This window comes from Streptomyces sp. NPDC087440 (assembly GCF_044744005.1).
GTDB lineage: Bacteria > Actinomycetota > Actinomycetes > Streptomycetales > Streptomycetaceae > Streptomyces.
Window position 1 is genome coordinate 63,706 of the sequence record NZ_JBIUXN010000015.1, and the last position, 14,069, is coordinate 77,774.

Below are 14,069 nucleotides of genomic sequence, written 5' to 3' on the forward strand. Positions count from 1 at the left end.
AGAGTGCCAATACGTCGCACCCACTGACCACTTGGAGCACTCGTGCACCGCAGATACATCGCCCCGGGCGTTCTCGCCGCGGCCACCATGCTGCTGGCGATCCCGGCATCGGCCGCTTCCTTCTCCCCCGGCGCCCCGGGCATCGGCGACCCCTACTACCCGGCCAGCGGCAACGGCGGCTACGACGTCTCGCACTACGACCTGCGACTGAAGTACCAGCCGACGACGGACCTGCTGGAGGGCACGGCGACGCTGAACGCCACCGCCAAGCAGGACCTTTCGCGCTTCAACCTGGACCTGGGGCTCGCGGTCAGCGAGGTGCGGGTGAACGGCAGGCTCGCGAAGTTCGCCAAGGAGGGCGAGCAGGAGCTCGTCGTCACCCCGGCCACGCCGCTCCAGAAGGGCAAGTCCCTCTCGATCGTCGTGAAGTACGCGGGCAAGCCCTCCGAGGTGAAGATCGGCGGCTGGACCGCCTGGGCGCGTACCCCGGACGGCGGCGTCGCCGCGCAGGAGCCGGACTCGGCCGCCTGGTGGTTCCCGAGCAACGACCACCCGCTGGACAAGGCCACCTACGACGTGTCGGTGTCGGTGCCGGACGGCCACCAGGCCATCTCCAACGGTGTGCTCCAGTCGCAGAGCTCGAAGCTCGGCTGGACCCGCTTCAACTGGCGCTCCAACAAGCCGCAGGCCTCCTACCTGGCCACGCTCGCCGTCGGCAAGTTCGACATCACCACCGACAAGACGGCGTCCGGCCTGCCGGTCCTCAACGCGTACAGCAAGGACCTCGGCGACAACGACGGCGCGGCGCGCGCGAGCATCGAGCGCTCGACGGAGGTCGTCGAGTGGCTGGAGGGCGTCTTCGGTCCCTACCCCTTCAACGCCGTCGGCGGTTACGTGCCCAACGTGACCAGCGGTTTCGCGCTGGAGACGCAGACCCGCCCGTTCTACAGCCCCCGCCAGTTCGCCAACGGCTCGAACGTCTCGGTGGTCGTGCACGAGCTGGCCCATCAGTGGTACGGCGACAGCGTCTCCGTGCACCACTGGAAGGACATCTGGGTCAACGAGGGCTTCGCCCGCTACAGCCAGTGGCTGTGGTCGGAGAAGGAGGGCGAGGGCACGGCGCAGGAGCTGGCCGACTATACCTATGCCTCCCGCTCGGCCGAGGACCCGTTCTGGCAGGTCAAGCCGGGCGACCCGGGTGCGGACAAGCAGTTCGACATCGCTGTCTACGACCGGGGTGCGCTCGCCATCCAGGCGCTGCGCAACGAGGTCGGCGAGGACGCGTTCTTCCAGATCCTCAAGGGCTGGCCGAAGCAGTACGCGTACGGCAACGCCAAGGTGTCCGACTTCGTGAAGTACGCGGAGAAGATCTCCAAGAAGCCCCTCGCGGAGCTCTTCGACACCTGGCTGTACCAGCCGGAGAAGCCGGCCGCTCCGGCCGCCGCCGAGTCGAAGATCGCGCGTGGTCTGGCCAAGGCCCCGGCCGCCAAGCCGGTCCAGCCGAAGTCCTGGAAGAAGATCGCCGAGACGAACACGATCCACGACCACTGATCGTCGGCCGGTTCCGCCCGTCGGTCGGCTCCGCCCGTCCGTCGGTTCCGCCCGCCTGTCGCTCCCGCGCCGTCGCCCGCTGTCGTACGTACGTCAGCGGGCGGCGGCGCGCTGCTGCGCCCCGGACCTCCGCGCCGCCCTGGCCCCGGCCCGCGCCCGTCGCGCCATCGGCAGATAGCGCAGCCGCTCCGGCAGCCGCGGTACGAGGCCGCGCACGACCCGGCTGAACCGGCGCAGCCTGCGCTCCTGTGCGGCCGTCCACTCCAGCCCCAGCGCCTCGCGCGCGTCGGGCGGCATGTAGCCGACGGTCACGAAGGCGCGGAAGGTGGACAGGGGCGGGAGCAGCACCGGCCACAGGGCGCGCAGCAGCAGCCGCACCGGCAGCGGGCCCCGGTCCGGCGGCGGAACCTTCAGCCCCGGGTCGGTCAACTCCCGCACCACCAGGGTGCGTTCGATCTGCTCGGCGAGCATGGTGCGGTAGTAGGGCCAGAACTCCTCGACGGTCTGTGGCATGTCCCGGTCGTGGATGCCGAGGATGCGGCCGACCTGGAGCCACTCGGCGTACAGCTGCCGTTCCTGGGCGTCGGTGAGGGGCCGCCGGTTGAGGTGTGCCAGGGCGTGCTGGTAGCAGGGGAAACCCGTGGCGTGCACCCACGCGTAGTACGCCGGGGTCAGCGCGTGGTACGTCCGGCCGTGCGCGTCGGTGCCCATGATCGTCTTGTGCAGGGTGCGCAGCCTGCGGCCCTCTTCGGCGGCGGCCTCCCCTCCGTACACCCAGAGCATCACCGACCGCAGCGAGCGCTCGCCGCGCCCCCAGGGGTCGGTGCGGAAGACGGAGTGGTCGTCGACGCCCGCGCCGACCGCCGGGTGCGCGACCTGCATGGTCAGGGCGGCGGGCAGCATCAGCAGGGCGCGGACGTCTCCCGCGACGGACCACAGGATGCCGCCGGGCGGCGGCGGGGCCGGGTCGGCGCCCCGGCCGTGGCGGGTGGCGGGGCGTATGCCGGGTTCGGTCGTCATGGGGCGGCTCCCAGGGTGGGGCGGGCCCGGGGCTGTGCCGGGTTTGTCCGTGATCCAGTATGCGCGGGCGGGAGGCGGCGGGAAACGGCCGGGTCGCCGCTGACCGGCGTCGGGCTTCCGTCGGCGGACCGCGCGGGTGCACGCTGTGGTGCGTACGGTCCGGGCGCTCGCGGGCACGCGTCGGCGCGAGGCGAAGCCCGGGCCCACGGCCCCTTCCCCCTTCCCCTTCCCCCTTCCCCAGGAGTCCAGATGCCCTCCCTGCCCCAGGCGACCACCGGCACGACCTTCGACTCCCTTTCCCCGGTGGATGGTTCGACCCTCGGTACGCATCCGGTGCACGGTCCGGCGGAGGTACGGGAGGCGGTGCGGCGTTCCCGGGAGGCGGCCCGGCGCTGGGCGGCGGCCGGGTGGAACGGGCGGCGGTCGGCACTGCTGACCTGGAAGCGTTCGCTGGCGCGGCGGATGGACGAGGTCGCGGAGGTGGTGGCGGCGGAGACCGGCAAGCCGGTGCACGACGCGCGCGCCGAGGTGCTGCTCGCCCTGGTCCACCTGGACTGGGCGGCGCGCAACGCCAGGCGGGTGCTGGGGCGGCGGCGGATGCCGTCGGGTGCCGGGGCCATGGGCCAGCGGGCGCTGCTGGCGTACAAGCCGGTGGGCGTGGTCGGGGTGATCGGCCCGTGGAACTATCCGGTGCACACGCCGATGGGTTCGATCGGGTACGCCCTGGCGGCGGGCAACGGGGTGGTCTTCAAGCCGTCCGAACTGACGCCGGGCGTGGGCGAGTTGCTGGCCGCGTCGTTCGCCGAGGCGGTTCCGGCGGAGTTCGCGGACCTGTTCCTGGTGGTGACCGGGTTCGGCGAGACGGGGTCCGCGCTCGCGGAGGCGGGGGCCGACAAGGTGGCGTTCACCGGGTCGCCCGGCACCGCGCGGAAGGTCGCCGAGGTGTGCGCCCGGACGCTGACCCCGCTGCTGGCGGAGTGCGGTGGCAAGGACGCGGTGCTGGTGGGCGCGGACGCCGATCTGGAGGCGGCGGCGAACGCGATCGTGTGGGGCGCGATGGCGAACGCCGGGCAGACCTGCGCGGGGGTCGAGCGGGTCTACGCGGTCGCCTCGGTGCACGGCGATCTGGTGGAGCGGATCGTCCGCAAGGCACGAGAACTGACGCCGGGTCAGCACTACGGCCCGATGACGCTTCCCTCCCAACTCGCGGTCGTGGAACGGCACATGAAGGAGGCACTGGCCGGTGGCGCGCACGCGCCGCTGGGCGGACCGGAGTCGCTGCGCGCGCCGTTCGTCCACCCGGTGGTGCTGGTGGGGGTGGCCGAGGACGCGGCGGCGATGCGCGAGGAGACCTTCGGGCCGGTGGTGTCGGTGAACGCGGTGCGCGACCTCGACGAGGCGGTGGAGCGGGCGAACGCGTCCGCCTACTCGCTGGGCGCGGCGGTGTTCACCGGCACCCGGAAGGAGGGGCTCGCGGTGGCGGAGCGGCTGACGGCGGGCGGGGTGTCCGTGGGGTCGGTCCTCGGGTACGCGTCGGTGCCCTCCCTCCCCTTCGGCGGGGCGGGCGAGTCGGGGTACGGGCGCATCCACGGCGCGGAGGGGTTGCGGTCCTTCGCCTCGGCCAGGTCGATCACGGTGCGGCGGCGGATCGGGGGTGGAACGGACCTGATGTCGTTCGCGACCTCGCGGGAGGCGGCGGAGCGGATGGTGGAGCTGGGGAGGAGGCTGCACGCCCGGCGGTGAGGGATTTCCCCGGTTGTTCAGGTGGCGAGGTGGAGAGGTCGCGCGTTGTCTACCGGGAAGTAACTCCGCCTGGTTTGATGTGCCGCACCAGCTCGTGCCGCACCTCTCGCCCCACCTTTCACGGGAGAACTCTGTGCAGATTCCTTCGCGCACTTCGCGTACGTCGGACACTTCGCGTACCTCGGGTACGTCGCGCTCCGCCCGCCGCCGGGTGCTCACCGCCGCCGCGACCGCGGTGGCCGCGGCTGCCGCGCTGGCGACCGCCGTGCCGGGCGCGGCGGCGGCTCCGGCGGCGTCCGGCGCCTCCGCCGACGTACCGGCGCTCAGCGTCCTGTCGTACAACGCCTTCATCTTCAGCAAGAACCTCTACCCCAACTGGGGCCAGGACTTCCGTGCGAAGGCGATTCCGGCGGCCTCCTTCTTCCAGGGGCACGACGTGGTCGTCCTCCAGGAGGCGTTCGACAATGGGGCGTCCGACGCGCTGGGGCGCAACGCGGCCGCCCAGTACCCGCACCAAACGCCGGTGGTCGGCCGGAGCAAGAGCGGCTGGGACGCCACGGGCGGCGCGTACACGGCGACCTCGCCGGAGGACGGCGGGGTGACGGTCTACAGCAAGTGGCCGATCGTGCGGAAGGAACAGTTCGTCTACCAGCAGGCGTGCGGCGGCGACTGGTTCTCCAACAAGGGCTTCGCGTACGTCGTCCTGGATGTGAAGGGCGTCAAGGTGCACGTGGTCGGCACCCACCTCCAGTCGACCGACCCGGGCTGCAAGGCGGGCGAGGCGGCGGCGAAGCGCAGCGCGCAGCTGAAGGAGCTGGACGCGTTCCTCGACGCGAAGAAGATCCCGGCGTCGGAGCAGGTGCTGGTGGCGGGCGACCTGAATGTCGACTCGCACAGCGCCGAGTACGCGTCGATGCTGGCGGACGGCGGTCTGGACGGGGCCGCTTCCCGCACCGGTCACCCGTACTCCTTCGACACCGATGACAACTCGATCGCCTCGGAGCGCTACCCGGACGACCCGCGCGAGGACCTGGACTACGTCCTGCCGCGCACGGGTCACGTCCGTCCGGCCGGGTGGAACAACCACGTCGTCAAGGAGCAGAGCGCTCCGTGGACGGTGTCGAGCTGGGGGAAGTCGTACACGTACACCAACCTGAGCGACCACTACCCGCTGGTGGCGTCGGCCCGCTGACCGACCGGCCCTAACGGACCGGCAGGAACGTGGTGCTGAGGTGGGCCGTGGCGAGCAGCGCGCGGCCCGCCCGTGCCTCGCGGAGCAGGTGCTCGCGGCTGTTCCTGGCCGTGGCGGGGTCGCCCTCGAAGCGGTAGGGGACGGCGGGGTCGACGAGCTGCACGGCGTGCACCAGGACGTCACCGGTCACCATGATGCGCCGGTCCCGGCCGCCGCCGCCCTCGACCAGGACGGACTGGTGGCCGGGGGTGTGTCCGGGCGTCGGCAGCAGGGTGACCGCGCCGAAGTGCCCCTTGCCCACCCCCAACAGCCTTGTCCTGCCGTCCACTTCGTGGAGCTGCCCGGTGCGGCGCAGGGGTGCGAGGACGTAGCGGTGGGCGGTGTCGGTCTCCGGGATGTTCGCGGTTTCGGCGCGCTGGAGGACGTAACGGGCCTCGGGGAACATCGGGACGCCCGCGGGTGAGACGGACCAGCCGTAGTGGTCCGCGTGGAGGTGGGTGAGGACGACGGTGTCCACGTCACGGGTGCGGATTCCGGCCTCGGCCAGCACCTGCGGGAGGTGTCCGGGGACGGGGGCCCAGGAGGCGGCGGGCGAGTCGGCGGGGCCGACGCCGGTGTCGACGAGCGTGACCCGGCCGCCGGGCCTGCGGATCGCGTAGCAGCGGAAGTCCAGCTCCCAGGTGTCGGCGGGCCCGAAGGCACGCGGGTCGACGCGTCGGGCTCGGGCCCAGGCGGCGGCGCTCGCACCGGGGAAACTGTCGGTCTGCTTGCCGGGGAACGGGCCGTGGGCGTCGAGCAGCGCGAGGACTTCGAAGGGGCCGGTGCGGCGGCGGACGATGCGGCCACCGGCGGCGGCCGTCGCGGTGGCCGCCGACACCTCGGTGTCGGCGGCGGCGGCCGGGAGCGCACCGGCCGTGAGGGCGACGGCCGAGGCGGCTGCCGCAGCCGCCGCGCCGCGCAGGACGGTCCGGCGTGCGGGGCTCGCACTGGGGGGTGTGTGAGGGTGCTCGGCGTGTGGACTGTGTCGGGTCATGCCGTCATGCTGACGCCGGGACCGCGGACCGTTCTTGAACAATCTTGCGCGGTTGCGACGGGTCTCCTGCGGGTGGCCGGCGGGAGGAGCGGATCATGCCGGTGGAGCGTCGGACGCATCTGGACGGCGACGGGCTGCGTGTCACGGGCGTGCGGTGCGAGGATCCCGGATGCGGGTGGACGGAGCCCCGGGCCGCCGGGGAGTTCGGGCTGGTGCTGGTGCGGCAGGGGGTGTTCCGCAGCCGGGTTGACGGGGTGGCCCGGCTGGTGGACGCGGCGAGCGTGTTCGTCGAACGGCCGGGCCAGGAGCAGCAGTTCGCACATCCGCAGGGGGCGGACGCGTATACCGAGGTCGTCGTCGGTGAGTCGTCGCTCGCCTCCCTCCTCGGCGGCGATCCGCGTGTCCCGGAGGGCCTGGCGTACTGCACGCCGGACGTGTCGTTCGCCCACCGGATGCTGCTGAGCCGGGCTGCGGCCGGTGCGGACTCCCTCGAACTCGCCGAGCGCAGCACGGATGTGACGGTACGTGTCCTGGCTCAGCTCGCCCCTGAGCGTCTCGCCTCCGGGCTGCCCCGCACGGCCGCCGCCAGGGCGGCCCTGGTGGACGCGGCACGTGGCGCGCTCGCCCAGGACCTCGGCCTCGGACTGACCGCGCTGGGCCAGGAGGTGGGCTGCTCCCCGCACCACCTGAGCCGGATCTTCCGGGCGGGCACGGGCGTGCCGCTGGCCCGCTACCGCAACCGGCTGCGGGTCGCGCTGGTGCTGGAGCGGCTCGTGCAGGGCGAGTCGGACCTGGGGGCGCTCGCGGCGGAGTCGGGCTTCAGCGACCAGTCCCACATGACCCGGGTGGTCCGGGAGGCGGCGGGGGTGCCGCCGGGGCGGGTGCGGGGGTTGTTGAGGGGGGCCTGAGGGGGGTGTTGCGGGGGGGGGCTGGTCCCTGGGCGCGGCACGCACCGGATGCGGGCGGCCCCCGCCCGGCCTCCTACCTGACCCCAGCCGCCCCCGTCCGCAGCGCCGCCCGTGCCGGGAGCACGCCGGCCGCGAGGGCGAGGAGGAGGCAGCCGACGACCGCCGCCAGGACCGGGGTCCACGGGATCACCAGGTCGACCTCGATGCCGAGGAGCGCGGTCAGTCCCGCCCTGATGCCGAGCAGGGAGGGAAGGGCGACCAGGGCCCCCAGCAGGGTGCCGAGGGCGACGACGAAGGTGGTCTCGCCCGCCACCGTCCACAGCACCTGGCGCGGTGTGGCCCCGGCGAGCCGCAGCACCCGGAAGTCCGCGAGCCGGTCGGCGGTCGCCATGAGCAGCGTGTTGGCGACGGCGATCGCGGTGTACCCGGCCGACATGACCACCAGGAGCAGGGTGAACACCCACACCAGCCGGTCCTCCTCGGCGTCCGCGCTGCCCGCGTGGGCGGCGAGGGAGATCTCGCGGCCCCCCGTGACGTCGCTCGGCGGGCCGGTCCGGTAGACGACCTCGGTGAGTGCGGAGGGGTCGTGCGCGCGGACCGTCGCCCGGTTCAGCAGGGTCTGGTACGGGCTGGAACGGTCGTCCAGCACCGCCACGACGCGCAGGGCGACCGTGCGCCCGTCCTCGAAGGTGGCGCGGAGGGCGGTCGCCGCGCCCAGGGTCCGGCGCACGGACTCCCCCACCGCCACGGTGTCCGCGCCGCGCAGGGCGTCCAGGGACCCGGAAAGCACCGTGAGCCGGGGGTTGACGCCCGTGAAGGGACCGGGGTCGATGCCCGCGGCGGTGAGCGTGGCGTCGGCGGTGTGCAGGGTGGTCGGCAGGAGCGCGGCTCCCCGGACGCGGGCGACGGCCGCGTCGCTGAGGCCCGGGGTGCGGTCGGGCACCACGGCGGCCTCGGCCCGTACGGACACGGCTTCCTCGGTGCGGTAGGACTGCGCGGAGGTCTGGGTGTTCCCGGTGATCAGGACGACGAAGCCGATGGTGGCGAGCACCGGCGCGACCGTGGAGGCGGTGCGCCGGACCGCCGTCAGCATCCCTTCCCTGACGAGCAGCGCAACGGCCCCTCCGCGCCGGTCCGACGGCCGGGTCACCAGCCTGACCAGCGGGGGGACGAGGGCCGGGGTGAGCAGGGCCAGCCCGGTGATCAGGCCGACGGCGGTCAGCAGGGCGAAGCTGACCATGTCGGTGGGGTCGCCGAGCGCGATGGCGAAGGCCGCCGCACAGCCGAGCGCGGTGCAGCCGATTCCGGTACGCAGCCGCGCCCTGGACAGCGGCCGCTCGTCGACGGCCGCCTCGCGCAGCGCGTCGAGCGGCGCGGTGCGCGAGGCCCGGCGTGCCGCCGCCCAGACTCCGGCCAGGGCGACCAGCAGTCCGACGGCGAACGCCCCTGCCAGTACGGGGAGTTGGATGCGGGCCGCGAAGCCCTCCGGCTGGAATCCCACGTCGACCAGGACGTCTCCGAGTGCGGGCGCGAGCACCGCCCCCAGGGTCACCCCGGCCCCGGCCGCCACGGCGCCGACGGCGAGCGCCTCCCCGTACAGCATGCGGCGCAACTGCCCGGGCGTGGCGCCGACGGTGCGCAACAGGCCGAATTCGCGGCGGCGTTGGGCGACGGAGAAGGCGAAGGTGGAGGAGACGACGAAGACGGTGACGAAGCCGGAGAGGGCGGCCATCGCGGCGAGGACCTGCGCGCCGATCCACCGGGTCCGCTCGTCCTGCACGGGCGCGAGGGCCTCCCGCCCGTCACCGGTCAGTACGGTGCCCGACGCGCCCACGGCCTTCGCGGCGGCGGCCGCGACCGCCGCCCGGTCCGCGCCGGGGTCGGTGAGCAGTCCCAGGACGCGGACCCCGCCGGAGAGGGCGGCGGCGCGGGCGTCGGTGACGTAGTAGCCGGGTCCGTCGACGGTTCCGGTGACGGTGAAGGGTTCCGGCCCCTCGGCGGTGACAAGTCTGATCCGCGAACCGACGGCAAGTCCCAACTCTCTTGCCACGACGACGTCCTGATGCCCCATCGGGGCACGCCCCTCCCGGACGGCGTACGGAGCGAGCGCCGCGCTCGACCACCCGTGCCCCTCCCGCGCCCCGGCCTTCTGCTCCCCCACCGGCCGCCCGTCGTCCCGTACCGCCTGGGCGGGGAAGGACCGGTCGGCCACCACCTCGCGCACCCCGGGGACGGCGGCCAGGTCCCGGGCGAGCCGCTCGGTGCGCTGCGGCGACCAGGGCGGCCGGTCCAGGAACGCACCGTCCGTGGCCGCTCCCTTCGGGGCGTGTACGAGGACGGGGGTCCCCGCATAGCGTTCCGGCACGCCGCTGCCGCCCGAGAGCAGGATCAGCGCGCTCGCGGTGAGGATCGCGACGCCGAGGCACAGCGCGAGGAAGGACCCGGCGAGGGCGGTGCGGCGCTCGCGGACGGAGGCGAGGGCCAGGGTGAGGGGGTTGGTGGCCGCCCCTGACCGGGGTGTGCGGCGGCGGCTCATGCCTGCTCCTCCAGTACCGCCATGCGCGAGGCGATGGCCTCGGCGCCCGAGCGGGTGGTGATCTCGTCGGCGACGCGGCCGTCGGCGAGGAGGACGACGCGGTCGGCCCAGGAGGCGGCGGCCGGGTCGTGCGTCACCATGATCACGGTCTGGGCGTGCCGGTCGACGAGGCCGCGCAGCAGGGCGAGCACGGCCCGGGAGGTGTGGGTGTCGAGGGCGCCGGTGGGTTCGTCGGCGAAGAGCACGGCGGGCCGGGAGACCAGGGCGCGGGCCAGGGCGACGCGTTGCTGCTGGCCGCCGGAGAGCTGGCTGGGCCGGTGCCCTGCCCGGTCGGCGATGCCCACCTCGGCGAGGGCCGCGGTGACGGCGGCCGGGTCGGGGCGGTGTCCGGCCAGGAGCAGCGGGAGAGCGACGTTCTGGGCGGCGGTGAGGGCGGAGACCAGGTTGAAGGCCTGGAAGACAAAGCCGACACGGTCGCGGCGGAGCAGGGTGAGGGCCGTCTCGTCGAGCCCTTCGAGGGCGGTGCCGTCGAGGGCGATGCTGCCGCTGGTGGGCCGGTCGAGGCCTGCGGCGCACTGGAGGAGGGTGGACTTGCCCGATCCGGAGGGCCCCATCACGGCGGTCATGGTGCCGGGTGCGAAGGAGAGGGTGACGTCGTCGAGCGCGGTCACGGCGCGCTCGCCGGTGCCGTACCGCTTGGTGACGGAGGTCAGCTCCACGGGCCGTTCGCCGAGTGCGGATCGTGGTGCGGGGTGTGTGGTCGTTGGCATGCCGGGAAGTCAACCGGCGGGCGGCGCACGGCACATGGGCCGCTGCGCTAGTCCTCGCACTACACCCAGCACTAGTGCCCATGCGTCCCGCCCGGGCTATCGTCGGCCGGATGATCACCCGAACCGTGCTGGAGGCGCTGACCCGCCACCCATTGGGCTTCCTCCGTTCGCCCTGGCCCTGGCGCTCGCTGGCCCATCTGCTGTCCGGCGGGGCGCTGGGCGTGGGGACCTGGCTGGCGGTGGGCGGCCTGTTCGCGGCCCGCGGCCGGATCGGCCTCGGCGTGACGGTGGTGTGCGCACTCCTGGTGACGGGCTTCGCGGCGCTGGTGTCGGGGCCGCTGGAGCGGTGGCGGCTGCGGCTGGTCGACCCGGAGGCACGGCCTGCCCGGCAGGGCCTGCGCACCCCCGCCGGACTGCGCGGCCTCGGCTACGGGGCGGTGTCGGTCCTTGCCGTCGGCTGGGCCGATCTCGCCCTGACCATCGTGGCGTTGGGGATTCCCGGCGTACTCCTCCTGGCACCCTGGCAGCCCGACGCCGTGCTGTGGGCGTCGATCGGCGGACCGGTGGCGGGGGTGCTGCTGCTGCCGGTGGCCGCGTACCCGATCACGGCGTGGGCGGGTGCACGTGGTGCGCTCTCCCGTGCCGTGCTGGCCCCGGACGAGGTGGAGTTGACGGAGGTGCGCCGTTCGAGGGCGCGCCTGGTCGATGCGTACGAGGCCGAACGGCGGCGCATCGAGCGGGACTTGCACGACGGCGCGCAACAACGCCTGGTGGCGCTGACGATGAAGCTGGGCCTGGCCGGGCTCGACCTCCCGGCCGGTTCGCGGGCCGCCCGGGAGGTCGCCCAGGCGCACGCGATGGCGAAGGAGGCCCTGTCGGAGCTGCGCGAGCTGATCCGGGGCGTGCATCCGCAGGTGCTGACCGAGCGGGGGCTGCCCGCCGCGGTGCGGGACGTGGCGGGGCGCTCCCCCGTACCGGTCGACGTGGACCTCGAACTGCCCGCCCGCACAGCGGAGTCGGTGGAGGTGGCCGCGTACTTCGCGATCTGCGAGGCGCTCACGAACACGGCCCGGCACAGCGCCGCCACCCGGTGCCGCGTCACCGGACGCCGGGCCGGCCCGATGCTGGTGATCGAGGTGTACGACGACGGGCGCGGCGGCGCGGACCCGGCGGCCGGATCGGGGCTGACGGGCCTGGCGGACCGGGTCGCGGCGGTCGACGGCAGAATGCTGCTGTCGAGCCCTCCCGGCGGCCCGACCCGGCTGCGCGTGGAGATACCGGTGGAGTCGACCGAGGAGGGGCCGTGCGGCAGTTGAGGATCGTGCTCGCGGAGGACGCGGTGCTGCTGCGCGAGGGACTGGTGGGCCTGCTGGAACGGTTCGGGCACAGTGTCCCGGCGGCCGTGGGCGACGGCCCCTCGCTGGTCGCCGCAGCGCGGGAGCACCGCCCCGACCTGGTGGTGGCGGACGTACGGATGCCGCCGGGCTTCCGGGACGAGGGCCTGCGCGCGGTGCGTGAACTCCAGCGGGAGCAGCCCCACTTGGCGGCCGTCGTGCTGAGCCAGTACGTCGAGCAGACCTTCGCCGAGGAGCTGCTGGAGTCCCGGCACGGGGCGGGCACCGGCTACCTCCTGAAGGACCGGGTGGGTGACGTCGAGGAGTTCGTGGACTCCCTGGTGCGGGTCGCGGACGGCGGCCTGGTCGTCGATCCGGAGGTCGTGCGCCAGCTCCTCGCCCGCCGCCGGGACCCGCTCCAGCGGATCACGCCGCGCGAGCGGGAAGTGCTGGGCCTGATGGCGGAGGGCAGGTCGAACGCGGCGATCGCGCGGGCGCTGGTGGTGACGGAGGCGGCGGTGGCCAAGCACATCGCGGGCATCCTGCAGAAGCTGGACCTGCCGCCGGCCCCGGACGACCACCGCCGGGTACTGGCGGTGCTGGCCTACCTCCGGGGCTGACGACTCGGGCACCCGCCTACCCCGATGTCACATTCGCAGGGGTGGCGTTCGTCCAGTGGTCGAAGGGGCACGGGGCCCCTGCGAAGGAGGTTCGTGATGAGCGGGAACGTGACGGTCGTCGGGGGCGGGATCGCCGGGCTGGTGGCGGCGATCACCGTCGCGGAGGCGGGAGTGGGCGTCGATCTGTACGAGGCCCACGGCTCGCTGGGCGGGCGGGGCAGGGCGACCCCCGCACCGTATGTGGCGCACGAGGGGGCGCACGTCTTCTACGCCGATCTGCCGCACTGGGACTGGCTGGTGCGACGGGACCTGGTGGGGAAGCTGGGCCGGCCGCCGGTCCGCGACCTGAAGTTCGGCTTCGTACGGGACGGCAGGCTGCGGGCGACGCCGCCCGCCGGGATGCTGCGGATGGTGCTGCCGGGGCGGCCCGCGAGCGCGCCGGTGGACATGACGTTCCACGCGTGGGCGTCGGAGCGGTACGGGGAGGAGGCGGCGCGGGCGGCGGCGCGGGCGATCTCGGCGGTGACGTACGACGCCGACACGGGGCGGCTGTCGGCGGCCTTCGTGTGGGAGCTGTTCCGCAGGGTGTTCGCGCCGGCCGTGCCGACGGTGCGGTGGGTGGTGGGCGGCTGGCAGGCGGTGCTGGGCAGGATGGAGGCGCGGGCCGGGGAGCTGGGGGTGCGGGTGCATCGGGGCGAGCGGGTGACGGAGCTTCCCTCGGACCGGCCGGTGGTCGTGGCGACGGAACTCGCCGCCGCGCGACGCCTGTTGGGTGACTCGTCCCTCACCTGGGAGAGCGGGCACTGCGTGCTGCTGGACCTGGCGGTGCGCTCGGACCGGCGGGACCGGTTCATCGCGTTCGACCTGGACGGGGGCGGGTTCCACGAGTCGTACTCGATGCAGGACCCGACGGTCGCGCCGCGCGGCGAGTCGCTGTTCCAGCTGGACATGCCGATACGGGAGGGGGAGAGCCTGGCGTCGGCGCGCGGCCGGGTGGAGGCGCTGGCGGACCTGACGGTGCCGGAGTGGCGGACCCGGACGACATGGAGCCGAACGGCGACGGCGAAGGGCCGCACGGGCGCCCTGGACCTGCCGGGCCTGACGTGGCGCGACCGCCCGGCGGTGGAGCGGGGCGACGGGGTGTTCCTGGCGGGGGACATGGTGGCGGCGCCGGGGATGCGCGGGGAGATCGCGATGCTGAGCGGGGTGGAGGCGGGCAGGGGTGCGGTACGGGCCCTGACGGGCGTCGACCCGGCCCGTGCCTGAACGGTGGGTGCCGACGTGGCCCGTGGCGGACGCCGCTGTGGCTGCTGCTGCATGTGGCACTGGGCCGGGTGGGGGCGGTGGTCAGCGGCGTACTGG

Annotated in this window: 11 protein-coding genes; 7 read left to right on the forward strand and 4 right to left on the reverse strand. The window is 74.1% G+C overall.

The annotated features are described in order from the left end of the window. Nucleotides 1–42: 42 nt before the first annotated feature. Nucleotides 43–1,551: a M1 family metallopeptidase gene (locus ACIO3O_RS27050; RefSeq protein WP_401750114.1), complete on the forward strand. Its 1,509-nt coding sequence runs from the start codon at nucleotides 43–45 to the stop codon at nucleotides 1,549–1,551. A gap of 93 nt (nucleotides 1,552–1,644) precedes the next feature. On the opposite strand, the gene ACIO3O_RS27055 is transcribed toward ACIO3O_RS27050, so the two are convergent. Beyond that, on the reverse strand, nucleotides 1,645–2,571 hold the full coding sequence (locus ACIO3O_RS27055; RefSeq protein WP_401750116.1) for an oxygenase MpaB family protein: 927 nt from the start codon (nucleotides 2,569–2,571) through the stop codon (nucleotides 1,645–1,647). 249 nt (nucleotides 2,572–2,820) lie between these two features. Between ACIO3O_RS27055 and ACIO3O_RS27060 the strand changes: the two genes are divergently transcribed. Beyond that, a complete protein-coding gene (locus ACIO3O_RS27060; protein WP_401750118.1) occupies nucleotides 2,821–4,314 on the forward strand; it encodes an aldehyde dehydrogenase family protein in 1,494 nt (497 codons plus the stop codon). Nucleotides 4,315–4,525: 211 nt separating this feature from the next. Continuing rightward, nucleotides 4,526–5,506: a sphingomyelin phosphodiesterase gene (sph, locus tag ACIO3O_RS27065; RefSeq protein ID WP_401750392.1), complete on the forward strand. Its 981-nt coding sequence runs from the start codon at nucleotides 4,526–4,528 to the stop codon at nucleotides 5,504–5,506. Nucleotides 5,507–5,516: 10 nt separating this feature from the next. Here the strand turns inward: sph and ACIO3O_RS27070 are convergent, their stop codons facing one another. Continuing rightward, the gene (locus ACIO3O_RS27070; RefSeq protein WP_401750120.1) at nucleotides 5,517–6,539 is read right to left on the reverse strand and encodes an MBL fold metallo-hydrolase; all 1,023 of its coding nucleotides are present in this window, start codon (nucleotides 6,537–6,539) and stop codon (nucleotides 5,517–5,519) included. Nucleotides 6,540–6,634: 95 nt separating this feature from the next. Between ACIO3O_RS27070 and ACIO3O_RS27075 the strand changes: the two genes are divergently transcribed. Beyond that, the gene (locus ACIO3O_RS27075; RefSeq protein ID WP_401750122.1) at nucleotides 6,635–7,447 is read left to right on the forward strand and encodes a helix-turn-helix domain-containing protein; all 813 of its coding nucleotides are present in this window, start codon (nucleotides 6,635–6,637) and stop codon (nucleotides 7,445–7,447) included. A gap of 73 nt (nucleotides 7,448–7,520) precedes the next feature. Here ACIO3O_RS27075 and ACIO3O_RS27080 read toward each other — a convergent pair whose 3' ends face one another. Both ACIO3O_RS27080 and ACIO3O_RS27085 read right to left on the reverse strand, forming a co-directional pair. Further along, nucleotides 7,521–9,983: an ABC transporter permease gene (locus ACIO3O_RS27080; protein WP_401750123.1), complete on the reverse strand. Its 2,463-nt coding sequence runs from the start codon at nucleotides 9,981–9,983 to the stop codon at nucleotides 7,521–7,523. Further along, the gene (locus ACIO3O_RS27085; protein WP_401750125.1) at nucleotides 9,980–10,753 is read right to left on the reverse strand and encodes an ABC transporter ATP-binding protein; all 774 of its coding nucleotides are present in this window, start codon (nucleotides 10,751–10,753) and stop codon (nucleotides 9,980–9,982) included. The genes ACIO3O_RS27080 and ACIO3O_RS27085 overlap by 4 nt, the downstream gene beginning before the upstream one ends. A 110-nt stretch (nucleotides 10,754–10,863) precedes the next feature. Between ACIO3O_RS27085 and ACIO3O_RS27090 the strand changes: the two genes are divergently transcribed. The 3 genes from ACIO3O_RS27090 to ACIO3O_RS27100 all read left to right on the forward strand — a co-directional run bounded on the left by ACIO3O_RS27090 (nucleotide 10,864) and on the right by ACIO3O_RS27100 (nucleotide 13,973). After that, on the forward strand, nucleotides 10,864–12,069 hold the full coding sequence (locus tag ACIO3O_RS27090) for a histidine kinase (protein WP_401750128.1): 1,206 nt from the start codon (nucleotides 10,864–10,866) through the stop codon (nucleotides 12,067–12,069). A gap of 5 nt (nucleotides 12,070–12,074) precedes the next feature. Further along, nucleotides 12,075–12,707: a response regulator gene (locus ACIO3O_RS27095; RefSeq protein WP_401750394.1), complete on the forward strand. Its 633-nt coding sequence runs from the start codon at nucleotides 12,075–12,077 to the stop codon at nucleotides 12,705–12,707. Nucleotides 12,708–12,803: 96 nt separating this feature from the next. Beyond that, a complete protein-coding gene (locus tag ACIO3O_RS27100) occupies nucleotides 12,804–13,973 on the forward strand; it encodes an NAD(P)-binding protein (protein WP_401750129.1) in 1,170 nt (389 codons plus the stop codon). The last annotated feature ends 96 nt before the right edge of the window (nucleotides 13,974–14,069 follow it).